Source organism: Streptomyces sp. NPDC001373, assembly GCF_042895815.1.
In the GTDB taxonomy this organism is placed as follows: Bacteria; Actinomycetota; Actinomycetes; order Streptomycetales; family Streptomycetaceae; genus Streptomyces.
Map to the genome: position 1 here is coordinate 255,131 of NZ_JBIAWQ010000008.1, position 23,989 is coordinate 279,119.

Annotated in this window: 16 protein-coding genes; 11 read left to right on the forward strand and 5 right to left on the reverse strand. The window is 71.7% G+C overall.

The window, feature by feature from the left end:
- The first annotated feature begins 11 nt into the window (after positions 1-11).
- From ACFY15_RS20380 to ACFY15_RS20395, 4 genes are read left to right on the forward strand one after another with little or no spacing between them, the layout of a single operon-like run.
- Positions 12-980: an ABC transporter permease gene (locus tag ACFY15_RS20380; RefSeq protein WP_390688833.1), complete on the forward strand. Its 969-nt coding sequence runs from the start codon at positions 12-14 to the stop codon at positions 978-980.
- Positions 977-1,963: an ABC transporter permease gene (locus ACFY15_RS20385; protein WP_390688832.1), complete on the forward strand. Its 987-nt coding sequence runs from the start codon at positions 977-979 to the stop codon at positions 1,961-1,963. Before ACFY15_RS20380 ends, ACFY15_RS20385 begins: the two co-directional genes overlap by 4 nt.
- Complete coding sequence (locus tag ACFY15_RS20390; RefSeq protein ID WP_390688831.1) at positions 1,963-2,997, forward strand: ABC transporter ATP-binding protein; 1,035 nt, start codon at positions 1,963-1,965, stop codon at positions 2,995-2,997. The genes ACFY15_RS20385 and ACFY15_RS20390 overlap by 1 nt, the downstream gene beginning before the upstream one ends.
- Positions 2,994-4,016, forward strand: a complete 1,023-nt coding sequence (locus ACFY15_RS20395) for an ABC transporter ATP-binding protein (RefSeq protein WP_390688830.1) — start codon at positions 2,994-2,996, stop codon at positions 4,014-4,016. Before ACFY15_RS20390 ends, ACFY15_RS20395 begins: the two co-directional genes overlap by 4 nt.
- 76 nt (positions 4,017-4,092) lie before the next feature.
- Here ACFY15_RS20395 and ACFY15_RS20400 read toward each other — a convergent pair whose 3' ends face one another.
- Positions 4,093-6,144, reverse strand: coding sequence for a prolyl oligopeptidase family serine peptidase (locus ACFY15_RS20400; protein ID WP_390688829.1), 2,052 nt, complete (start codon positions 6,142-6,144; stop codon positions 4,093-4,095).
- An 82-nt stretch (positions 6,145-6,226) separates the two neighbouring features.
- Here ACFY15_RS20400 and ACFY15_RS20405 point away from each other — a divergent pair, with 82 nt between their 5' ends.
- Both ACFY15_RS20405 and ACFY15_RS20410 read left to right on the forward strand, forming a co-directional pair.
- The gene (locus tag ACFY15_RS20405; protein WP_390688828.1) at positions 6,227-7,804 is read left to right on the forward strand and encodes an MFS transporter; all 1,578 of its coding nucleotides are present in this window, start codon (positions 6,227-6,229) and stop codon (positions 7,802-7,804) included.
- A 34-nt stretch (positions 7,805-7,838) separates the two neighbouring features.
- Positions 7,839-8,315: a hypothetical protein gene (locus ACFY15_RS20410; protein ID WP_390688827.1), complete on the forward strand. Its 477-nt coding sequence runs from the start codon at positions 7,839-7,841 to the stop codon at positions 8,313-8,315.
- 70 nt (positions 8,316-8,385) lie between these two features.
- Here ACFY15_RS20410 and ACFY15_RS20415 read toward each other — a convergent pair whose 3' ends face one another.
- The 3 genes from ACFY15_RS20415 to ACFY15_RS20425 form a co-directional block, all read right to left on the reverse strand.
- Positions 8,386-9,783, reverse strand: a complete 1,398-nt coding sequence (locus ACFY15_RS20415) for a cytochrome P450 (protein ID WP_390688826.1) — start codon at positions 9,781-9,783, stop codon at positions 8,386-8,388.
- Positions 9,784-9,909: 126 nt separating this feature from the next.
- Positions 9,910-11,439: a helix-turn-helix domain-containing protein gene (locus ACFY15_RS20420; protein ID WP_390688825.1), complete on the reverse strand. Its 1,530-nt coding sequence runs from the start codon at positions 11,437-11,439 to the stop codon at positions 9,910-9,912.
- Between the two features lie 178 nt (positions 11,440-11,617).
- Positions 11,618-13,510 (reverse strand): amidohydrolase, encoded by a 1,893-nt coding sequence (locus ACFY15_RS20425; RefSeq protein WP_390688824.1) that lies wholly within the window; start codon positions 13,508-13,510, stop codon positions 11,618-11,620.
- Positions 13,511-13,621: 111 nt separating this feature from the next.
- Here ACFY15_RS20425 and ACFY15_RS20430 point away from each other — a divergent pair, with 111 nt between their 5' ends.
- From ACFY15_RS20430 to ACFY15_RS20450, 5 genes are all read left to right on the forward strand, one after another.
- Positions 13,622-14,614 carry a LacI family DNA-binding transcriptional regulator gene (locus ACFY15_RS20430; protein ID WP_390688823.1) on the forward strand — a complete coding sequence of 331 codons (993 nt, stop codon included), beginning with the start codon at positions 13,622-13,624 and terminating at the stop codon, positions 14,612-14,614.
- 262 nt (positions 14,615-14,876) lie between these two features.
- Positions 14,877-17,591: an aconitate hydratase AcnA gene (gene acnA, locus ACFY15_RS20435; RefSeq protein ID WP_390688822.1), complete on the forward strand. Its 2,715-nt coding sequence runs from the start codon at positions 14,877-14,879 to the stop codon at positions 17,589-17,591.
- A gap of 219 nt (positions 17,592-17,810) precedes the next feature.
- The gene (gene ngcE / locus ACFY15_RS20440; RefSeq protein ID WP_390688821.1) at positions 17,811-19,238 is read left to right on the forward strand and encodes an N-acetylglucosamine/diacetylchitobiose ABC transporter substrate-binding protein; all 1,428 of its coding nucleotides are present in this window, start codon (positions 17,811-17,813) and stop codon (positions 19,236-19,238) included.
- 38 nt (positions 19,239-19,276) lie between these two features.
- Positions 19,277-20,221 (forward strand): carbohydrate ABC transporter permease, encoded by a 945-nt coding sequence (locus tag ACFY15_RS20445; protein WP_390688820.1) that lies wholly within the window; start codon positions 19,277-19,279, stop codon positions 20,219-20,221.
- Positions 20,222-20,233: 12 nt separating this feature from the next.
- A complete protein-coding gene (locus tag ACFY15_RS20450) occupies positions 20,234-21,160 on the forward strand; it encodes a carbohydrate ABC transporter permease (protein ID WP_390688819.1) in 927 nt (308 codons plus the stop codon).
- 10 nt (positions 21,161-21,170) lie between these two features.
- Here the strand turns inward: ACFY15_RS20450 and mgtA are convergent, their stop codons facing one another.
- Positions 21,171-23,897: a magnesium-translocating P-type ATPase gene (gene mgtA / locus ACFY15_RS20455; protein WP_390688818.1), complete on the reverse strand. Its 2,727-nt coding sequence runs from the start codon at positions 23,895-23,897 to the stop codon at positions 21,171-21,173.
- Between the last annotated feature and the right edge of the window lie 92 nt (positions 23,898-23,989).

Genomic DNA, 23,989 nt, shown 5'->3' on the forward strand with positions numbered 1-23,989 from the left:
CCCGAGCCACCATGACCACCACCGCACCCGGCGCCGCCCCCGAGGCGGCCCCTGCCACGACGCCCACCGGGGCCGTCCCCCCGGGCAGCAGCCCCTGGCAGCTCGCCCGGCGGGAACTGCGCCGCCGCCCCGCCGTCCGCGTCAGCCTCTGCGTCGTCCTCCTCTTCGTCCTGACGGCCCTGACCGCCCCCTGGCTGGGCGCGCTCGGCGGCTGGTCGCCCGAGGAGTTCGACAAGGCCGCCGTCGACCCCTACCTCGCCGGCCAGCCGCTCGGCTCCTTCGGCGGGATCAGCCCCGAGCACTGGCTCGGCGTCGAACCCGTCACCGGCCGCGACCTGTTCGCCCGCGTCGTCCACGGCGCCCAGGTCTCCCTGCTCATCGCCTTCGCCGCCACCGCCATCGTCGTCCTCGCCGGCACGGCCGTCGGCATCGCGGCCGGCTACTTCGGCGGCCGCACCGATGCCGTCCTGTCGCGGCTCATGGACCTCACCATGTCCTTCCCCTCCCTCATCTTCATGATCGCGATGCTGTCGGTGGCCAAGGACGTCAACCGGATCGTGCTGATGACCGCCGTCATCGGGCTCTTCGGGTGGCCCGGCGTGGCCCGCGTCGTCCGCGGCCAGACCCTCTCCCTCAAACACCGCGAGTACGTCGACGCCGCCCGCGTCGGCGGATCCGGCCCCTGGCGGATCCTGACCCGCGACATCCTCCCCGGCGTCTCGGGCCCGGTCATCGCCTACACCACCCTGCTGATCCCCGGCATGATCAGCACCGAGGCCGCCCTCAGCTACCTCGGCGTCGGCGTGCGCCCGCCCACCCCCTCCTGGGGCCAGATGATCGCCGAGTCCGTCGCCTTCTACGAGACCGACCCGATGTACTTCGTCATCCCGAGCGTCTTCCTCTTCCTCGCCGTCCTCGCCTTCACCCTCCTCGGCGACGCCCTGCGCGACATCCTCGACCCGAGGGGCGGCCGCAGTTGATCCTCTACCTCCTGCGCCGGCTCCTCGCCCTCGCGGGCGTGCTCGTCGCCATCGCCGCCGTCACCTTCCTCATCTTCTACGTCCTGCCCACCGACCCCGCCGCCGCGGCCTGCGGCAAGACCTGCAGCCCCGAACGGCTCGCCGACGTACGGGAATACCTCGGCCTCGACCGGCCGCTCTGGGAGCAGTTCACCCACTTCCTCACCGGCATCTTCACCGGGCGCACCCTCGGCACCGGCCAGTACGCCGTCCGGTGCGACTTCCCCTGCCTGGGCTACTCGTACGAGAACTCCCTGCCCGTCTGGGACCTGCTCATGGACCGCCTCCCGGTCTCCGCCTCCCTCGCCTTCGGCGCCGCCGTACTGTGGCTGCTGCTCGGCCTGGGCGCCGGCATCACCGCGGCCCTGCGCAAGGACACCGCCACCGACAAGGCGCTGATGGTCGGCGCGGTCGCCGCCGCCTCCCTGCCGGTCTACTTCACCTCGGTCATGCTCATCTACGGGGTGATCCGCATCGCCGGGCTGCTGCCCTACCCCAGCTACCACGAGCTCACCGCCGACCCGCTCGGCTGGGCCGGCAACCTGCTGCTGCCCTGGACCGCGCTCGCCCTGCTCTACGCCGCGATGTACGCCCGCCAGAGCCGCGGCTCGATGATCGAGGCGATGGCCGAGCCGTACATCCGCACCGCCCGCGCCAAGGGCATGCCCGAGCGGACCGTCGTCGTCAAGCACGGCCTGCGCTCCGGGATGACCCCGATCCTCACCATCTTCGGCATGGACCTCGGCGGCCTGCTCGCCGGAGCCGTGATCACCGAGTCCATCTTCGGACTCCCCGGCATCGGCCGGCTGTTCTACGGGGCGCTCGTCAGCTCCGACCAGCCCGTGGTCCTCGGGGTCACCCTGCTCGCCGCCTTCTTCATCGTCGTCGCGAACCTCGTCGTCGACCTCCTGTACGCCGTCATCGACCCGAGGGTGAGGTACTGATGACCGCCCCCGCCGCCCCCCTCCTCGAAGTGCGCGACCTCAGCGTCACGTTCAGCACCCCGCGCGGCACCGTACGGGCCGTGGACTCCCTCGGCTTCACCGTCGAGGCCGGACGCACCCTCGGCATCGTCGGCGAGTCGGGCTCCGGCAAGTCCGTCACCTCCCTCGCCGTCATGGGCCTGCACCGGGCCGGTGCCGAGGTCGCGGGCTCCGTCAGGCTCGCCGGACAGGAGCTCACCGGGCTCCCCGAGAAACAGCTCGCCACGGTCCGCGGCCGGAAGATGGCCATGATCTTCCAGGACCCGCTGTCCAGCCTGCACCCCTACTACACCGTCGGCGAGCAGATCGCCGAGCACTTCCGGGTGCACTTCCGGGCCGGCCGGGCCGCCGCGCGCAAACGCGCGGTCGACATGCTCGGCGAGGTCGGCATCCCCGAACCGGCCCGCCGGGCCGGGGAGTACCCGCACCAGTTCTCCGGCGGCATGCGCCAGCGCGCGATGATCGCCATGGCCCTGGCCTGCGAACCCGACCTCCTCATCGCGGACGAGCCCACCACCGCCCTCGACGTCACCGTCCAGGCGCAGATCCTGGAGCTGATCGCCCGCCTTCAGGAGGAGCGCGGCCTCGGCGTCGTGATGATCACCCACGACCTGGGGGTGGTGGCCCGCGTCGCCCACGAGGTGCTGGTCATGTACGGCGGCCGCGCCGCCGAACAGGCCTCCGTCGACGATCTGTTCAGCGGTCCCGCCCACCCCTACACCCGGGGGCTGCTCGACTCGCTGCCCCGCCTCGACAGCGCGGACGACGTCCCGCTGCCGTCCATCCCCGGCTCGCCGCCCTCCCTGCTCCACCCGGCGCCGGGCTGCGCCTTCGCCCCGCGCTGCGCGGTGGCCGCCGCGCCGCCCGCGGGGGACGCGGGACGCTGCACCGGCGAACGGCCCGAACTGCGCCCGTACGGCTCCCCGGACCGGCTGGCGGCCTGCCACTTCGCCGGCGTGCTTCCCGCCGCCCCTGCCCCGGAGGTGTCCCGATGACCGCCCCGGCCACCCGCCCCCACCCCGCCGCCGCGCGGGAGGGGTCCTCCTCCGGGCCGCTGCTGAGCGTCCGCGACCTGACGATGGCCTTCCCCGGCAAGCGCACCCTGACCGGGCGCCGCTCGGCGCCCGTGCGGGCCGTCGACGGGGTCTCGTTCGATCTGGAGGCCGGGCAGACCCTCGGCCTGGTCGGCGAGTCCGGCTGCGGGAAGTCCACCACCGGCCGGATGCTGGTGCGGCTGCTGGAACCCACCTCGGGCAGCGTCGTGTTCGACGGCCGGGACATCAGCCGGCTCTCCCAGAGCGCGCTGCGGCCCCTGCGCAGGAACATCCAGATGGTCTTCCAGGACCCGCACTCCTCCCTCAACCCCCGCCAGACCGTGGCCCGGATCATCTCCGACCCGCTGCTGGTGCAGGGCTGGAGCGCGGCCGACGCCCGGCGCCGGGCCGCGGAGCTGATGGAGCTGACCGGACTGATCCCCGAGCACATCGACCGCTACCCGCACGAGTTCTCCGGCGGCCAGGCGCAGCGCATCGGCATCGCCCGCTCACTGGCCACCAGCCCCCGGCTGGTGATCGCCGACGAGCCGGTCTCGGCCCTCGACGTCTCCGTCCAGGCGCAGATCGTCAACCTGATGGAGCGGCTGCGCGCCGAACTGGGCCTGGCCTACGTGTTCATCGCGCACGACCTCTCGGTGGTCAAGCGGGTCAGCGACCGGGTCGCGGTGATGTACCTCGGCCGGATCGTCGAGATCGGGGACAAGAAGTCCCTGTACGAGAACCCGCAGCACCCGTACACCCGGGCGCTGCTGTCCGCCGTCCCGCTGCCCGACCCGGCGGCGGAGCGGCGGCGCGAGCGGATCGTGCTGCTCGGCGACCCGCCGAGCCCGGCCTCCCCGCCCCCGGGCTGCACCTTCCACCCGCGCTGCCCCAAGGCGCAGGAGGTCTGTCGCACCGAACGGCCGCTGCTGCGGATCGCCGCCTCGCGCGAGGTGGCCTGTCACTTCCCGGGTGACTGACGGGGATCACGGGAAGAAGGGAGGGCCCCGCGGACGGCAAGCAGCGTCCGCGGGGCCCTTCGGGTGTTACGGGGGACTACGCCAGTTCGCGGCGGAAGAACTCCAGCTCCAGCGCCGTGATCTTCTCCCGGGCCCCGCCCGGGGTCATGTGCGTGACGCCGGGCAGCGCCAGCAGCTGGTGCGGGCGGCCCGCGTCCGTCAGCGCCTGCGACAGCCGCAGGGTGTGCGACGGGTGGACGTTGTCGTCGGCCAGGCCGGTGACCAGCAGCAGGGGCCGGGTCAGCCGGGGCGCGTCGGGGATCAGGGAGTCCCGCTCGTACACCTCGGGGTGGTCCTGGGGAAGGCCCAGGTAGCGTTCGGTGTACGCCGTGTCGTAGTGCCGGAAGTCCGTCGGCGCGGCCCCGGCGGCCGCAGCGTGGAAGACGTCCGGGCGGCGCAGTACCGCCATCGCGGCCAGGTAGCCGCCGTAGGACCAGCCGCGGACGCCGACCCGCTCGAGGTCGAGGTCGCCGTGGCGGGCGCCGAGTGCCCGCAGGGCCGCGACCTGGTCGTCGAGGGTGACCTCGGAGAACCCCCGGTACATGGCGTGGGTGTGGGCGGGGGAGACGTTCGCGGTGCCGCGGTTGTCGACCGTGACGACGGCGAAGCCCTGGTCCGCCCACCACTGGCGGTGCTGCCAGCGGCGGGGCTCGGCACAGACGTCCTGGGCGCCGGGGCCGCCGTAGCTGTCCATCAGGACGGGCAGGCGCCGGCCGGGGACGTGGCCGCGGGGCAGGACGAGGGCGGTGGGGATCTCGCGTTCGGTGACCCGCTCCAGGGCCGGAACCACCCGGAAGGGCAGGGGTGCGGACAGGTCGCGGGGGCTGAGCTCGCGGCCGTCGGCGGTGTACAGGGTGCGCCGGACGCCGTCGGCGTCGGCGGAGGTCAGCAGCAGCGCCCCGGCCGCGCAGGCGCTGACGGTGTGCACGCCGGGTCCGTCGGCGAGCGGGGTGAGCGCGCCGGTCGCCGGGTCCAGGAGGAGCACCTGCTGCTCGGAGGGGTCGCGCAGGGCGGCCTCGACGAGCAGCCGGTCTCGGTGGATCCCGGCCACGGCGCGGATCTGGACGTCCTCGCCGGTGAGCGCCTTGCCGTCGACGGCGAGTCCGCGTGCGGCCCCGTCGCCGACGTCCACGGAGGTGAGGACGCGTCCGTCGGGCAGGCGGGCCGGGGTGCCGGGCAGGGGGTCCACCCACTGGGGGTGCGTGGTGCGCGAGAGCTCGCGGGTGCGGCCGGTGGCGGGGTCGGCGGTGAGCAGGACGACGCATCGCTGGAGCCGGTCCTGGACGGTCAGCAGGATCTCGTCCTCGGACTCCCAGCCCGCGTCGGAGACGTAGGGGAGGGCGGCGGCGTCCCAGTCGAGCCGTACCCGGCCGCCGTCGGCGCGCAGGACCCACAGCTGGACGTCGGCGTTGGGGCCGCCGGCCTCGGGGTAGGCGAAGTCCTCGGCCGGGAGCTCGGGGTGCGCGGGGTCGGTGAAGTGCCGCCGCTGGAGGGCGCTCTCGTCCACCCGGGCGGCGAGCAGGGTGCGCCCGTCGGGCGACCACCAGTGGCCCCGGGTGCGGTCGAGCTCCTCGGCGGCGGCGAACTCGGCGACGCCCCACCGGGCCCCGTCATCGGGGCTGATCCGGCCCCCGGGCACGGTGTGGAGGGCGTCGTCCGCCACGTAGGCGGTGCGCGAGCCGTCGGCGGCGGGGCGCGGGTCGAAGACGGGGCCGGCGGTCGGGACCGGTACGGGGGCGCCGTCGCAGGCGACCTCGTAGAGCCGCCCGTAAAGGGGGAAGACGGCGCGGCGGCCGTCGCCGGAGAGGGCGTACGTGCCGATCCCGGCGGCCACCAGACGGGTGCGCTCGCGCAGCCGGCGCTCGATCGCGGGGAGTTCACCGGGTTCGGGGACGAGGGTGCGGGGGTCGGCGAGCAGGCTCTCCTCGCCGGTGGCGGTGTCGAGGACCCAGAGGCTTTCGACGGCGTCGGTGGGGCCCGTCGAGCGCAGGAACCAGAGGAGGCGGCCGGCGTCGCCGAAGGAGAAGGCGCGGGGCGAGCCATGGGTGAACCGGGCCGTGGCGGCGGACTGCCTGAGGAAATCGTCCATGATCTTAGTGTGACATGTGAAATATCACAGGGGCTAACCCATTCGAGTGGTGACCCCTGATGGGCGGGCGTAGCGTCGACTGGTGGACCCGAACGCATCGCCGCACAGCACCGGGACCGACGGCAAGGCCCGAGGGAAGGGCGCCGGCAACGGCAACGGGCCGGCCCTGTTCGTCCTCGCCTCCTGCCAGTTGATGGTCGTCCTCGACATCACGATCGTGAACATAGCGCTTCCGCACATCCAGACGGCACTGCATTTCTCCACCGAGAGCCTCTCCTGGGTCGTCAACGCCTACACCCTCACCTTCGGCGGACTCCTCCTGCTCGGCGGCCGCACCGGCGACATCCTCGGCAGGAAGCGCGTCTTCGCCTCCGGCGTCCTGCTGTTCGGCCTGGCCTCCCTCCTCGGCGGACTCGCCCAGAACTCCGGCCAGCTGATGATCGCCCGGGCCCTCCAGGGCGTCGGCGCAGCCATCGCCTCCCCGACCGCCCTGGCGCTGATCACCACCACCTTCCGCGAAGGCCCCGCCCGCAACCGGGCCTTCGGGGTGTTCGCCGCCGTCTCCGCGGGCGGCGGCGCCATCGGGCTCCTGATGGGCGGCCTGCTCGTCGAATGGCTCAACTGGCGGTGGGTGCTCTTCGTCAACGTGCCCATCGCGCTGGTCATCGCCGTGATGGCGCGCAGGGTCCTGCACGAGTCCGAACGCCACCCCGGGCACTTCGACCTCGTGGGCGCGTTCCTGGGAACCGGCGGCATGGTCGCGCTGGTCTACGGGTTCATCCGTGCCTCCCAGGACGGCTGGAGCGATGCCGGCACCCTCGGCTCCTTCGGCGCGGCCGTGGTCCTGCTGACCCTGTTCGTCCTCAACGAGCGGCGCTCGCCGCAGCCGATCACCCCACTGCACATGTTCGCGGACCGCAACCGGGCCGGGACCTACGGGATCATGCTCTTCCTCGCCTGCGCGATCTTCGGCATGTTCTTCTTCCTGACCCTGTTCGTGCAGGACGTCCTCGGCTTCAGCCCGCTGCGGGCCGGCCTCGCCTTCCTGCCCGTCAGCGTCATGGTGGCCCTGACGGCGACCGCCACCTCCCGGCTGCTGCCCCGGTTCGGGCCCAAGCCCTTCATGGTCACCGGCGCGCTCTGCTGCGCCGCCGGACTGTCATGGCTGACGCGGATCGACGTCCACTCCACCTACCCGGGCGACATCCTCGGCCCGATCGTCGTGTTCGCCACCGGGATGGGCATGCAGTTCCTCTCACTGACGCTGACGGCCCTGTCCAACGTGCCCGACCGGGAGTCGGGCGCGGCCTCCGGACTCCTCAACTCCATGCAGCAGGTCGGCGGCTCGCTCGGCCTGTCGATCCTCGTCACCGTCTTCGGGACCGCCAGCCGCAACGAGGCGAAGGACCAGGCGCTGCCGTTCCTGCGCGCCTCCACCCCCGAGCAGAAGGCCTTCTTCCTGCGCACGCACCAGTTCCCCAAGCCCTGGTCCGACCTGGTGCTCACCTCGGGCGTGAGCGCGGCCTTCGAGGCGGCGGCGGCCTTCACCCTGGTCGGGGCGCTGATCGCGGTCTTCGTGATCCGGGTCCGGGCCTCCGACCTGGAGCGGTTCAAGGGCAACCACACCCCGGCAGGCGTTCCGGGGGAGTCTCCCGGGTAGGGTCGGCTGGTCATCGATCACCGGGGGGAAACCGATGCTCCGACCCATCCTGCGCGGCGCCGCCGTGACGGCCGCGACCGTCACCCTGGCGGCGCTCACCGTCTCCTGCGACAGCGGCCGGGTGTCGGGGCCCGCGCCCGGGCCCGCCGCGGCCGCCCTCGCCGCCTCCGCCTCCGACGCCGGTCCGCAGCCGCCGCCCCCGCAGCCGGAGAGGGTGCGGGACGCCTTCGCCGGGCTCCAGGCCACCCTGGAGGACTCCTGCACCCCGGCGAACTGCGCGTACCTCCTCGGCAGGGTCCACGACGAACTCCACCGCGTGGACCGCGCGATGAAGGCGGACCCCCGGGGCCCCGGCCACTTCCCCGAGCCGCTCGCCCTGATCGCCGGCCTCGACCGGGAGCTGGGCGCCGACCACGGCTTCGAGAACCTGAAGCGGCACCAGCCCGCGGTGTTCGGCGCCCGGGACGGGGTCGCCGCCTGGATGCAGGACCACCCCGAGGACTACCGCTGACGTGTGGACCGCCGCCGACCGCGGGAACCGCCCCTGACCCCGCCGGCCACCGCCGGCCGCGGCCGGCCCGTTACCGTCCGGTGCGGCGGACCCGGCAGCGCATGGGCCCCTTGGTCTGCAGGGTGATCCCGGCGCCCACCGGGACCTGCGTGTCCACGGCCTCGAACTCGTAGGCCCGCAGGATCATCGCCAGCGCGATCACCGACTCCAGCATCGAGAAGTGCTGGCCGATGCAGGCGCGCGGCCCGCCGCCGAAGGGGAACCAGGCGTACCGCGGCCGGCCGGCCTCGGCCTCCGGGGTGAAGCGGCCGGGGTCGAAGCGGTCCGGGTCGCTCCAGTAGCGGGGGTGGCGGTGCGTCACCCAGGGGGCCAGGATGACCGTGGCGCCCGCCGGCACGGCGTGCCCGTCGATCTCGGTGGCGGCCACCGCCTCCCGCCCGAACACCGGCGCGGCCGGGTACAGCCGCATCGCCTCCTTGAGCACCCGGGTGAGGTACGGCAGCCGGTCGAGGTCGGCGGCCTCCGGCGCCGCACGGTCGCCCAGGACGCGCAGGACCTCCTCCCGCGCCAGGGCCTGCTCCTCGGGGTGGCGGCCGAGCAGGTGCAGGGCGAAGGCCAGTGAGGTGGCGGTCGTCTCATGCCCGGCCAGCAGGAAGATCAGCACCTGGTCGCGCAGCTCGGCGGCGCCGAAGGCCGCGTCGCCCGAGCTCTGCGCCCCGGCCAGCAGGGTCAGCAGGTCCTCGGCCGGCGCTCCGCCCGCGTCCGCCGACCGGCGCCGCTCGGCGATGATCCGGTCGCAGACCCCGTACAGCTCGTCCATGGCGGCGGCCGCCCGCCGGTTGCCCGGCGTCGGCCAGCCGCGCGGGACGTTGGCCGGGGAGTAGCCGCGGCGCAGGACGTAGTCGGTGATGACGGGGAAGCACCGGTGGACGACGTCGACGGTGGCGTCCACGTCGGAGCCGAAGAGGATCCGGGACACCGCGCGCAGCGCCAGGTGCATCATCTCGTCCGAGACGTCGACGATCCCGTCCCGCGCCTCCGTCCAGGCCGCGAGGGTGCCCTCGGTCTCGGCCGCGACCGCCCCGGCGTAGCCGTCCACCCGCTTGCGGGTGAACAGCGGCTGCACGAGCCGGCGCTGGCGCAGGTAGTCCTCGTCCTGGGCGGTCAGCAGGCCGTTGCCGAAGGAGTCCCGGATCTCCTGGTAGAAGGGGTTGTCCTTGCGGAAGTTGGCCGACTCGGAGGCCAGCACCTGCTGGGCGCCCTCGGCCGAGAAGACGCAGTACAGCTCCATGCGCAGCCCCGGCGGGCCTGCGTCGATCCGCACGACGTCGCCGTGGCGCCGCTGTGCCCGCAGGTAGGTGCCGAGGGAGTCGGCCTTCAGGTCGAGGAGCGACCCGAGCAGCGGTATCCCCTCCAGACCGGGAACCTCCGTCCCCGTACCCGTCTCCGCGCTCGTCCCCACTGCCATGACCGTCCCCCTCGACTCCGTACCGACGAGGGGGATTCTGCCGTCCGCGCGCCCGCCCGGGCGAGGGTCCGCGCGCCAACCGGCCGAATAACGATCCCGGTCCGGCGGGCGGACGGCGCTCCCGTCCTAGATGTCCCGGAAGATCTCGATCTGGGCGCCGACCGAGTTGAGGCGCTCGGCGAGTTCCTCGTAGCCGCGGTTGATGACGTAGACGTTGCGCAGCACGGAGGTGCCCTCCGCCGCCATCATCGCCAGGAGGACGACCACCGCCGGGCGCAGGGCCGGCGGGCACATCATCTCGGCCGCGCGCCAGCGGGTGGGGCCCTCGACCAGGACGCGGTGCGGGTCCAGGAGCTGGAGGCGGCCGCCCAGGCGGTTGAGGTCCGTCAGGTAGATGGCGCGGTTGTCGTACACCCAGTCGTGGATCAGGGTCTGGCCCTGGGCCGTCGCCGCGATGGCCGCGAAGAACGGGACGTTGTCGATGTTCAGCCCGGGGAAGGGCATCGGGTGGATCTTGTCGATCGGCGCTTCGAGCTTGGAGGGGCGGACCGTGAGGTCGACCAGGCGGGTGCGGCCGTTGTCGGCGACGTACTCCGCGGAGCGGTCGTGGTCCAGGCCCATCTCCTCCAGGACCGCCAGCTCGATCTCCATGAACTCGATCGGCACCCGGCGGATGGTGAGTTCGGACTCGGTGACGACGGCGGCGGCCAGCAGGCTCATCGCCTCGACCGGGTCCTCCGAGGGGGAGTAGTCCACGTCCACGTCGATGACCGGCATGCCGTGCACGGTGAGGGTGGTGGTGCCGATGCCCTCCACCTTCACGCCCAGTGCCTCCAAGAAGAAGCACAGGTCCTGGACCATGTAGTTGGAGGAGGCGTTGCGGATGACGGTGACGCCGTCGTGGCGGGCCGCGGCCAGCAGGGCGTTCTCGGTGACGGTGTCCCCGCGCTCGGTCAGGACGATCGGGCGGCCGGGGGAGACGCCGGGCTCGACCTTGGCGTGGTAGATGCCCTCGGTCGCGGTGATGTCCAGGCCGAAGCGGCGCAGGGCGATCATGTGCGGCTCGATGGTGCGGGTGCCGAGGTCGCAACCGCCGGCGTAGGGCAGGCGGAAGTGCTCCATCCGGTGGAGCAGCGGGCCCAGGAACATGATGATGCTGCGGGTGCGGACGGCCGCCTCCGCGTCGATGGCGTCCATGTCGAGGGCGGCCGGGGGGATCAGCTCCAGGTCCACGCCGTCGTTGATCCAGCGGGTGCGGACGCCGATGGAGTTGAGGACCTCCAGGAGCCGGTAGACCTCCTCGATGCGCGCCACCCGGCGCAGCACCGTACGGCCCTTGTTGAGCAGCGAGGCGCACAGCAGGGCGACGCACGCGTTCTTGCTCGTCTTGACGTCGATGGCGCCGGACAGACGGCGGCCGCCGACCACGCGCAGGTGCATCGGGCCGGCGTAGCCCAGGGAGACGATCTCGCTGTCGAGCGCTTCACCGATTCGGGCGATCATCTCAAGGCTGATGTTCTGGTTGCCGCGCTCGATGCGGTTCACTGCGCTCTGGCTGGTGCCGAGCGCTTCGGCGAGCTGGGTCTGGGTCCAGCCCCGGTGCTGCCGGGCGTCACGGATGAGCTTGCCGATGCGTACGAGGTAGTCGTCTGCCATGGGTGCACGTTATCTCAGATATGAGATGGTGATCGCATCGGGTGGTACGAATGGGTGACATAAGGGTGTTGCGGGCGGGAAGGGGCTTACCGGGCGTCAGGTCGTGGCCCGGGCCGAGCGGGAGGGGGAAGGGCGGGCGGGGGGGGGTGAGGGCCAGGGCCCCCACCCGTCCCTCTTCTCAGTGGCCCGTGCAGCCGCAGGCGCGGTGGCGGCCGCCGTGGACCGCCGCGTACGAGGCGGGGCGCGGGCCCGCCGCCCCGCGCGCCAGGCCCGCCGCGGCGGCGCGGCCCGCCGCCGACCCGGCGTCGTGCACCACGCGCCCGCCGACCAGGGTCATCCGCACCTGCGTTCCGCTGATGTCGGCCACCGGGCAGCGCGTCACATCCCGGTCCAGCAGCACCAGGTCCGCCGCCTTGCCCCGCTCCACGGTCCCGGTCAGCCCGTCCTGGCGCAGCTGCCAGGCCGTGCCCAGGGTGTGCATCCGCAGGACGGAGGTCCGGCTCAGGGCCTCCAGCTCCGGGTGGAGCGCGCCCGCGCCGTACGCCCCCTGGCGGTCGATGGCGGTACGGAGCTGGTTCCACACCTGGAGCGCGTCCACCGGCCAGTCCGAACCGCCCGTCAGCCGGGCCCCGGCCCGCTCCAGGCTGCGCGCCGGGTACATGCGGCGGTGCCGCTCCGGACCGATGTACGGCAGCAGCGCCTCCATCGTCCAGGTGTCGGCGGTGGCCCACTGGAGTTGCATGCAGGCCGCCACCCCGAGCATGGCGAACCGCCGCAGGTCGGCCGGGTCCACCAGCTGGAGGTGGGCGATCGTGTTGCGGAGGTCGAGCCTGCCGGTGACCCGGCGGGCGGCCTCGTACCCGTCCAGGGCGGTACGCACCGCCCGGTCGCCCAGGCCGTGGGCGTGCATCTGCCAGCCGACCGCGTTGAACGCGGCGGTCAGCCGCCCGTAGTCGGCGGCCGAGGTGTACAGCTCGCCCCGGTTCGCCGTGGAGTGCCCCTGGCCGTCGAGGTAGGGCTCCAGCAGTGCGGCGGTCTGCGCCGGGTACTCGATGACCCCGTCCAGGAACACCTTCACGGTGCCGAAGCGCAGCCCGGCCACCCCGCGGAACTCCCGCTCCAGCCCCAGAGCGTAGGCCTTCGAGGCCGCCGGGTCCTTCGTCTGCTCCACGTCCAGCCGGATCGCCGGCACGATCCGCTGCGGGAGCCGCCCGGCCGCCGAGAGGGCCTGGTAGAGCTCCAGTTCGTGCCGTCCGGCCAGGGCGTCCATCATCGTCGTCACCCCGGAGGCCGCCGCCTGGGCCAGTACCTTCGCGCAGGCCTCGACCAGCTCGGCCCGGGTGGGCTCGGGCACGTGCCGCTTCACCAGGTCCTGCGCGTCGTCCTTCAGCACGCCCGTCGGCTGCCCGTCGGCGCCCTTGACGATCCTGCCGCCCGCCGGGTCGGGGGTGGCGGCCGTGATGCCCGCGATGTCCAGCGCCCGCCCGTTCGCCCAGAGGTTGTGCCCGTCGCCGCCGACCAGGACCACCGGACGCCGGGTCGGCAGCGCGTCCAGCAGCGCGTGGTGCGGGAGGGTGCCGGTGGGCAGCAGCCCGACCGGGTTCCAGTCCTCCACCACCAGCCAGGTGTCGGGCTCCGCCCCGGCGCCGCCGGTGTCGGCGAGGAACCCCGTGAGGATCTCCGTCAGCTCGGCGGCCGTGGTCTCGGCCCCTTCCAGAGAGGGCCGCAGCGACCGGTCGCCCGCGCCCAGCGGGTGGACGTGCCCGTCGTGGATCCCGCTCATCAGGGTGGCGCCGCGCCCGTCGACCACCTCGGTGTCCCGGCCGGACAGCCGGCGCATCTCCGCGTCGGTGCCGGCGGCCAGGATCCGCCCGTCGCGGCCGACCGCCACGGCCGTCACCGGCGCGCCGCCGGACGTGCCCGTGAACACCCGCGCGCCGTGCACCACCAGGGCGGCCGGTCCGCGCGCCGGGGCCGCCGAGGCGCTGCCCGCCGCGGGGCCCAGCAGGCCCGCCGCCCCGGCGGCCCCGGCCGCCGCGAGGAGCCCGCGCCGGGAAACAGAAGACGTCATGACCACTCCAAACCGTTGGCTGTGGCCAGGACACTGGGTGATTAACCCCTTAACCAGAACCCGCCCGCCGCGACGGATTCCGCATACCCCGCCGGGCGCGGAATCCGTACGATGACCCGCGTGCCGCCAGGACCGACCCTCGCCGACATCGCCCGCGCCGCGGAGGTGTCCACCGCCACGGTCTCGCACGCCCTCAACGGCACCGGCCGGCTCGCCGAGGGCACCCGGCGCCGGGTCCGCGAGATCGCCACCGGCCTGGGGTACGGCTTCCCGCGCGCGCCCCGCACCCGCACCCTGGGCCTGGCCGTCACCACCTTCGCCGGGGCGCCCTGGAACTTCGTGGCCGTCGCCTACTTCTCCCGCTGGCTGACCGCCGCCACCTCCGCGGCCCACGCCCACGGCTACGCCCTGACCACGCTGCCCGCCGACCGGGGCGCCGGAACGCCCTGGCACCACCTCGCGGTGGACGGGATGCTGCTGCTCGACAGCCCCTGCGACGACCCGGTGCTGCGCGCCCTGCGGGCCCGGGGCATCCCGCTGGTCTTCGACGGGCGCCCCGCCGACCCCCGGCCGGGCGACGTCTGGGTGGACAACGACCACACCGCCACCACCCACGAGGTGCTCGACCACCTCGCCGATGCCGGGGCGCGCCGCATCGCGCTGCACACCGGCTTCGGCGACGAGCACTACACCCGGGCCGTCACCGAGGCGTACGGCCGCTGGTGCGCGCGCCGCGGCCGGACGCCGCTGCCGCTCCGGTTCGATCCGCACGACGCGCCCGGCCACGCCTTCGACCGGGCCTTCGCCGAAGGCGCGGCCGACGCCGTCTACTCCCTCTACGACCCCGGCGGCCGCCAGGCGCTGGCCGCCGCGGCCCGGCACGGCCTGTCGGTGCCGGGCGACCTGCTGCTGGTCTGCGCGAGCGAGGACCCTGCGTACGCGGACTGTCTGCCTCCGGTCAGCACGGTCACCCTCCACCCGGAGGCGCTCGCCGAGACGGCGGTGGCGGCCCTGGTGGCCCTGCTGGAGGGCGGAGCCCCCGCCGCCCCGGACGGGCTCACCGTCCCCGCGACCCTGCTCCACCGGACCTCCTCCGTCCGTTGAGCGCGCCGTGACCAGATGTGCGGCAGCGGTGGACGGCGGACGAGGGGCGGTGCGACGTGCCGAGACGGACACGGACGCGTGCTGACCCGAGGCGCGGCCATGTACTAGAGTTATCTCGACATCGAGATATCTGCCGAAGGCGCACCGCAGCCGCCCCCGTGGGTAAGGGTTACCTAACTTAGCCTTACCTCAGCGGATTGGCCACAGGGCGTGGCGGCAGGATGCGGTCATACGCGCGAAATCATGCATGAAGGAGACTGTCGTGTCGGCGAACAGCTTCGACGCCCGCAGCACGCTGCAGGTGGGCGACGAGTCGTACGAGATCTTCCGGCTGGACAAGGTCGAGGGCGCCGCGCGCCTTCCCTACAGCCTGAAGGTCCTGCTGGAGAACCTGCTCCGCACCGAGGACGGCGCGAACATCACCGCCGACCACATCCGGGCGCTCGGCGGCTGGGACTCCCAGGCGCAGCCCAGCCAGGAGATCCAGTTCACGCCGGCCCGCGTGATCATGCAGGACTTCACCGGCGTCCCCTGCGTCGTGGACCTCGCCACCATGCGTGAGGCCGTGAAGGAGCTCGGCGGCGACCCGTCCAAGGTCAACCCGCTCTCCCCGGCCGAGCTGGTCATCGACCACTCGGTCATCGCCGACAAGTTCGGCACCAAGGACGCGTTCTCCCAGAACGTGGAGCTGGAGTACGGCCGCAACAAGGAGCGCTACCAGTTCCTGCGCTGGGGCCAGACCGCCTTCGACGACTTCAAGGTCGTCCCCCCGGGCACCGGCATCGTCCACCAGGTCAACATCGAGCACCTGGCCCGCACGGTCATGGTCCGGGGTGGCCAGGCCTACCCGGACACCCTCGTCGGCACCGACTCGCACACCACCATGGTCAACGGCCTCGGTGTGCTCGGCTGGGGCGTCGGCGGCATCGAGGCCGAGGCCGCGATGCTCGGCCAGCCGGTCTCCATGCTGATCCCGCGCGTCGTCGGCTTCAAGCTGACCGGCGAGCTGCCGACCGGCACCACCGCCACCGACCTGGTGCTCACCATCACCGAGATGCTGCGCAAGCACGGCGTCGTCGGCAAGTTCGTCGAGTTCTACGGTGAGGGCGTCGCCGCCACCTCCCTCGCGAACCGCGCCACCATCGGCAACATGTCGCCGGAGTTCGGCTCCACCGCCGCGATCTTCCCGATCGACGACGAGACCCTGAAGTACCTGCGCCTGACGGGCCGCGACGCCCAGCAGGTCGCGCTGGTCGAGGCGTACGCCAAGGAGCAGGGCCTCTGGCTGGACCCGAAGGCCGAGCCGGACTTCTCCGAGAAGCTCGAGCTGGACCTCTCCACGGTCGTCCCGTCCATCGCCGGCCCGAAGCGCCCGCAGGACCGCATCGTCCTGGCCAACGCCGCGGAGCAGTTCGCCGTGGACGTCCTGAACTACGTCGACGACGCCGACGAGGCGGGCAAGGAGTCCTTCCCGGCCTCCGACGCCCCGGCCGCCACCAACGGCGTCCCGAGCCGCCCGACCCAGGTCACCCTGGCCGACGGCACCTCCTTCGAGATCGACCACGGCGCCGTCACCGTCGCCGCGATCACCTCCTGCACCAACACCTCGAACCCCTACGTCATGGTCGCCGCGGCGCTCGTGGCCAAGAAGGCGGTCGAGAAGGGCCTGACCCGCAAGCCGTGGGTCAAGACCACCCTGGCCCCGGGCTCGAAGGTCGTCACCGACTACTTCGACAAGGCCGGCCTGACCCCGTACCTCGACAAGATGGGCTTCAACCTCGTCGGGTACGGCTGCACCACCTGCATCGGCAACTCCGGTCCGCTGGACGAGGAGATCTCGAAGGCGATCAACGAGCACGACCTCGCGGTCACCTCGGTCCTCTCGGGCAACCGCAACTTCGAGGGCCGCATCAACCCCGACGTCAAGATGAACTACCTGGCCTCCCCGCCGCTGGTCGTCGCGTACGCCATCGCGGGCTCCATGAAGGTGGACGTCACCACCGAGGCCATCGGCACGGACACCGAGGGCAACCCGGTCTTCCTCAAGGACATCTGGCCCTCCGAGGCCGAGGTCAACGACGTCGTGGCCAACGCCATCGGCGAGGACATGTTCTCGAAGTCCTACGCGGACGTCTTCGCGGGCGACGCCCAGTGGCAGGCGCTGCCGATCCCGACCGGCAACACCTTCGAGTGGGACGCCGAGTCCACCTACGTCCGCAAGCCCCCCTACTTCGAGGGCATGACGATGGAGACCACCCCGGTCTCCGACATCGCCGGCGCCCGCGTGCTGGCGAAGCTGGGCGACTCGGTCACCACCGACCACATCTCCCCGGCGGGTGCGATCAAGGCCGACACCCCGGCCGGCAAGTACCTCACGGAGCACGGCGTCGAGCGCCGCGACTTCAACAGCTACGGTTCCCGCCGCGGCAACCACGAGGTCATGATCCGCGGTACCTTCGCCAACATCCGCCTGCGCAACCAGATCGCGCCGGGCACCGAGGGCGGCTTCACCCGCGACTTCACCGTCGAGGGCGCGCCGGTCTCCTTCATCTACGACGCCTCGCAGAACTACCAGGCCGCCGGCATCCCGCTGGTCATCCTGGCGGGCAAGGAGTACGGCTCGGGCTCGTCCCGCGACTGGGCCGCCAAGGGCACCGCGCTGCTCGGCGTCAAGGCCGTCATCGCCGAGTCCTACGAGCGCATCCACCGCTCCAACCTGATCGGCATGGGCGTCCTCCCGCTCCAGTTCCCCGAGGGCGCCACCGCGGCCTCCCTGGGCCTCACCGGCGAGGAGACCTTCTCCTTCACCGGTGTGGAGGAGCTGAACAACGGCACCACCCCGCGCACGGTCAAGGTCACCACCGACACCGGTGTCTCCTTCGACGCGGTCGTCCGCATCGACACGCCGGGCGAGGCGGACTACTACCGCAACGGCGGCATCATGCAGTACGTCCTCCGCAACCTCATCCGCGGCTAAGGGCGCGCCAGGCGGAGTGATCCGCCGCTTGTCGGCACCATAGGGCCGTACCCCCGTCAAAGGGGGTGCGGCCCTTCCGCTTTTCGGGGCGGAGGAATCGGATGACGGACAGGTCTCAACTCGGAAAAGCCGGGAACGATCCTTGTGCACGATCTTGCTCAGCAAAGCCGGAGTGGACTATACCTGTGCCCCAATCCTGACGAAGGCGAGGACTTGAGCATGGGATCCACCGGTGAGGGCCTCGGCCGCCGTGATCTGGTCAAGCGCTCCGCAGCGCTCGGACTGATCGCCGTGCCGACGATGAACTTCCTGTCCGCCTGTGCCTCCGGCGGTGGGGACGCCTCCACGAAGGGGCCCGACAAGGGGCTCGTGTCCAAGGACAACCCGTTCGGAGTCGCCAAGGGCGGCGAGCTCGACGTGGTCGTCTTCAAGGGCGGGTTCGGCGACGACTACGCGAAGGCCTGGGAGGCCGCCTTCGACAAGAAGTGGGGCACCTCCAGCTCCCACCTGGGGACCCAGGAGATCGCCGCCAAGCTCCAGCCGCGCTTCAACGGGGGCAACCCGCCGGACGTCATCGACGACTCCGGCGCGCAGCAGATCAAGGTCGACGTCCTCGCCAAGGGCGGCCAGCTCGCCGACCTCACCGCGGTGCTCGACGCACCCTCGCTCGACGACCCGGGCAAGAAGATCCGCGACACCCTGATCGCGGGCACCGTCGAACAGGGCACCCAGGGCGGCAGGTTCGTCTCCCTCAACTACGTCTACACCGTCTTCGGCCTCTGGTACTCCGGCAAGCTCTTCCAGGAGAAGGGCTGGACCGAGCCCAAGACCTGGGACGAGTTCCTGGCGGTCTGCGCCAAGGCCAAGGAGGCCGGCATCGGCGGCCTGGCCCACCAGGGGAAGTACCCCTACTACATCAATGTCGTGATCATGGACCTGATCGCCAAGAAGGGCGGTCTGGAGGCCATGAAGGCCATCGACAACCTCGCCCCGAACGCCTTCGAGGGCAACCCGGCCGCCCTGGCCGCCGTCGAGGCCGTCTACGAGGTGGTCGAGAAGGGCTACCTGATGCCCGGCACCAACGGCCTCACCCACACGGAGTCGCAGACCGCCTGGAACCAGTACAAGGCCGCCTTCATCCCCTCCGGCTCCTGGCTGGAGAACGAGCAGCTCAAGCAGACCCCCCCGGACTTCGACATGAAGTTCCTGCCGGTCCCGGTCCTCGCCGACAGCAAGCTCCCCTTCACCGCCATCCGGGCGGGCGCGAACGAGCCCTTCATCGTCCCCGAGAAGGCCGCCAACAAGGCCGCCGGCCTGGAGTTCCTGCGCTCCATGCTCTCCCGCGAGTGGTCGACCGTCTTCGCCCAGCAGGCCAACTCGCTCACCGTCGTCAAGGACGGCGTGGACCCGGGCGTCAAGCTCCGCCCGGGCACCCAGTCGGCCGTGGCCGCCGTCAAGGCCGCCGGGGCGGACACCTTCAACTACCTGTACCCCGACTGGTACAGCGAAATGGACACCGAGATCCAGAACGCGTCCAATGAGCTGATGGCCCAGCGCATCCAGCCGAAGGAGTGGATCAAGCGGGCCCAGGCCGCGGTGGACAAGGCCGCCAAGGACCCCAACGCCAAGAACAACCACCGCAGCTGACCCCACGTCCACCGGCGGCGTCACCAGGGACGGACACCATGAGCCAAGTAGCCCGGAGCAGGGGACGGACCGGCTTCATCGCCGGCTTCCTCTTCCTGCCGCTCGCGCTGTATCTGACCTTCGTCATCTGGCCGTACGTTCAGACGTTCGGCTACTCCTTCACCAACTGGTCGGGCCAGTCGCCGACGTTCGACTTCGTCGGCCTGGAGAACTACTCGGCCCTGATGGAGGACGAGGTCTTCCGCGGCGCCCTGTGGCACAACCTGCTGCTCCTGGTGTTCGTCCCCGTCATCACCATCCTGCTGGCCCTCTTCTTCGCCTTCATGGTGAACGCGGGAGGGCGCAGCGGGGCCGGCGGGGTGCGCGGCGTCCGCGGTTCGGCCTTCTACAAGATCGTCTACTTCTTCCCGCAGGTCCTCTCCCTCGCCATCCTCGCGGTCCTCTTCGGAGCGGTGTACCGCAGCGACGCGGGCGGCCTGCTGAACGGATTCCTCGCCAAGGCGGGCCTGGTCGACCCGGCCCACCCCGTCGAATGGCTCAACCAGCCCGACCTGGTCCTGTGGTGCCTGCTGCTCGTGGTGGTCTGGCACGGGGTCGGCTTCTACCTGGTCCTCTTCTCGGCGGCCATGCAGTCCGTCCCCAAGGACATCTACGAGGCCGCCCTGCTCGACGGCGCCGGCCGCGCCCAGACCTTCCTGAGGGTCACGCTGCCCCTGCTGTGGGACTCCGTGCAGACCTCGGCGGTCTACCTGGGCATCGCCGCCATGGACATGTTCGTCCTGGTGTCCACCATGACCTCCGGCCAGTTCGGCGGCGGCCCGGACCACCACAGCGAGGTCATGGCGACCGTGCTGATGCGCAACTTCCTCTACTTCGGCAAGAGCGGCTACGCGTGCGCCATGGGCGTCGTGATGCTCGTCCTGACCATGATCCTCTCCGTCGTCACGCTGCGCGCCACCCGCCGCGAGCGCATCGAGTTCTGAGCGGGAGACCCGATGACCACAGTTGTCAAGGCACCCGGCGAGTCCGCCGCCGAACGGTCCCGGGGAGGCGGCCGCCCCGACGGCGGCGGCAGGGCCCGCTCCGACGGCACGGCGCTGAACGTCTTCTCCCACGGCTTCCTCGCCGTCTGGGCGGTGCTGATCGTCCTGCCCCTGGTCTGGCTGGCGCTCGGCTCCTTCAAGACCGACTCCCAGATCGGCGCCTCCGCCCTGAGCTGGCCCGCCAACTGGCACTTCGACGCCTTCGGCCGGGCCTGGGACAAGGGGATCGGCGGCTACTTCGGCCACACCCTCGTCGTACTGGCCTTCTCCGTCCCCCTGACCATGCTGCTCGGCTCGATGGCGGCGTACGTGCTGGCCCGCTACCCCTTCCGGGGGAACCGGGTCATCTACTACTTCTTCGTCAGCGGGGCCATGTTCCCCGTGTTCCTGGCGCTCGTTCCGCTGTTCTTCATGGTCAAGCGCCTGGACATGCTGAACACGTACCAGGGCCTGATCCTGGTCTACGTCGCCTACTCGATGCCCTTCACCGTCTTCTTCATGCACTCCTTCTTCCGCACCCTGCCGACGGCGGTGCACGAGGCGGCGGTGATCGACGGGGCCTCCGACACCCGGATCTTCTTCCGGGTGATGCTGCCGATGGCCAAGCCCGGCCTGATCAGCGTGGGGATATTCAACGTCCTGGGCCAGTGGAACCAGTACATCCTGCCCTCCGTGCTGATGCAGCCCCAGAGCGGATCGGACCCCGAGCGCTACATGCTCACCCAGGGCCTGATCCAGCTCCAGTACCAGATGGGCTACGAGACGGACCTGCCGGTGCTCTTCGCCGGCGTGACCATCGCGATGATCCCGATGCTGGTGGTCTACCTGTCCTTCCAGCGCCAGATCCAGGCGGGACTGACCTCGGCCACCCTCAAGTAGGCCGGCCTCCTCACAGCCAGGTGCCGAACCGGCGGACGTACCAGGTCTTCACCAGCTGGGTCAGCGTGCAGTACGCGAGGAGCACGCCGGCCAGCCAGGGGAAGTAGTCCGCCGGCAGGGCGGTGAAGCCCAGTGCTGGGGCCAGCGGCGAGAAGGGCAGCCAGAGCCCGGTCAGCACCGCCAGGACGGTGGCCGCCATCACCGGCCAGGAGGCGCGGGACCGGAGGAAGGGGATCTTGCGGGTCCGGATCATGTGGACGATGAGGGTCTGCGAGAGCAGGCCCTCGACGAACCAGCCGGTCTGGAAGAGCGAGGCCTCGCCGACGGTGTTCGCGGCGAACACGTTCCACATGATCACGAACATGGCGACGTCGAAGATCGAGCTGATGGGACCGATCGTCACCATGAAGCGGAAGATGCCCTTGGCGTCCCAGTTCCTCGGCTTGCGCAGGTACTCCTCGTCCATCCGGTCCCAGGGCGTGGCCAGTTGGGCGATGTCGTAGACGAGGTTCTGGACCAGCAGCATGATCGCGAGCATCGGCTGGAAGGGGATGAAGGCGCTCGCCACCAGGACCGAGAAGACGTTGCCGAAGTTCGACGAGGCCGTCATCTTGATGTACTTGATCGTGTTGCCGAAGGTGGTGCGGCCCTGGACCACGCCCTGCTCCAGGACGGTCAGGTCCTTCTCCAGCAGGATGATGTCCGCCGACTCCTTGGCGATGTCGACGGCGGTGTCGACCGAGATGCCCACGTCGGCGTCCCGCAGCGCGGCGGCGTCGTTGATGCCGTCCCCGAGGAATCCGACCGTCCGGCCGTCCGCCTGGAGGGACCGGACGATCCGCGCCTTCTGGACCGGGTTGACCTTGGCGAAGACCGTCGTACGGGCGGCCAGCGCGCGCAGGCCGGCGTCGTCGAGGGCGTCCACCTCGCAGCCCTGGACCACATGGCCCACCGCGATGCCGACGTCGGCGCAGACCCGGGCGGCGACCAGCTCGTTGTCGCCGGTGACCACCTTGACCGCGATGCCCTTGTCGGCCAGGCCCTGCAGGGCCCGGGCGGCGGAGGGCTTCGGCGGGTCGAGGAAGGCGAGGAAGCCGACGAGGGTGAGCCGGTCCTCGTCCGCCACGGTGTAGGTGTCGCGCGGGGTGTCGATCCGGCGGGTGGCCACGGCCAGGACCCGCAGGCCCCTGCGGTTGTTGTCCTCGGCGATCGCCCTGACGCGCCGGCGCAGCTCCTCGGTGAGCTCCACCCGCTCGCCCCGGTCGGTCATGTGGCCGCAGAGGTCCAGGACCTCCTCGACCGCGCCCTTGGTGATCATCACGTGTTCGGAGCGGCCGGGGCTGTCCACCATCGCGTTGCGGTTCAGGACCACGGACATCCGCCGCCGGGCGAAGTCGAAGGGGATCTCGTCGACCATCGTGAACCGTGCGTCGACGACAACCTCCTCGGCCTCGTTCACCCGGTCGATGACCGCCTGGTCCAGCAGGTTGCGCAGGCCGGTCTGGAAGTGCGCGTTGAGGTAGCCGTACTCCAGGACCTCGCCGTCCTCGTCGCCGTGCACGTCCAGGTAGCGGTCCAGGACGATCCGGTCCTCGGTCAGCGTGCCGGTCTTGTCCGTGCAGAGCACGTCCATGGCGCCCAGGTTCTGGATGGCGTTGAGCCGCTTGACGACGACCTTGCGCCGGGACATGGCCACCGCGCCGCGCGCCAGGTTGGCGGAGACGACCATCGGCAGCATCTCGGGGGTCAGCCCCACCGCGACGGCGACACCGAACAGGAAGGCTTCGTTCCAGTCGCCCTTGGTCAGGCCGTTCACCATGAAGACGACCGGGACCATGACCAGCATGAAGCGGATCAGCAGGAAGCTGACCCTGCGCACGCCGTTGTCGAAGTTGGTCTGCGGGCGCTCGCCGACGAGGGTGCCGGCCATGGACCCGAAGTAGGTGTCGGAGCCGGTCGCGACGACCACGCCGGTGGCGGTGCCGGAGGTGACCGAGGTGCCCATCAGGCAGAGGTTGCCGGCCTCCACCGGGTCGCTGCTCCCGTGCCGGCCGAGGTCCTCGGAGCCGGGGGAGGCATCGGCCTTGGCCACCGGCAACGACTCGCCGGACAGGGCCGCCTGGCTGACCATCAGGTCCTTGGAGGTGATCAGCCGCAGGTCGGCCGGGATCAGGTCGCCGGCGGCCAGCCTGACGAGGTCGCCCGGGACCACCTGGTCCATCGGGATCTCGAGAGTGGTCGCCGCCGAGCCGCTGCCGGCCCGCCGCTGTACCGCGCAGGTGGTGGTGACGAGCCGCTTCAGGGCGTCGGCGGCGCGGCCGGAGCGGTACTCCTGCCAGAACCGCAGCAGTCCGCTGAGCGCGACCATCACGGAGAGGATGAGGACGCCGGGGTCCTCGGGGTCCTGCCAGAACATGACGGCGGCCAGGAAGACCAGCACGCCGATGAAGGGGTTGCAGAACGCCTTCGCGAGCTGCACCGGCCACAGCGGGGCGCGCTCCCGGGCGACGGTGTTGGGGCCGTGCAGCCCCAGGCGGCGCACCGCCTCGCCGTGGGTGAGGCCGCCCCGGGAGGTGTCGGCCTCCTGGAGGACCTGCACCACCGGCCGGGTGCTGATCGCGGCGAGGCGCTCGCCGACGAGGCGGGTGGCGGTCTCCAGCTCGGCGGCCTGGCGCTCGCGGCGGGTCCGGCCCGGCGGTGCGAGCTTCGCCGGGGAACGGGGGGTGAGCATGGTCATGACGAATACCTCCCTCCACCGCGTCCGGGCAGCGCGCAGCCGCGCGGTCACGTGGAGTGGTCATGGTGCGGCGCGGGTGGCGGGAGCCGCCA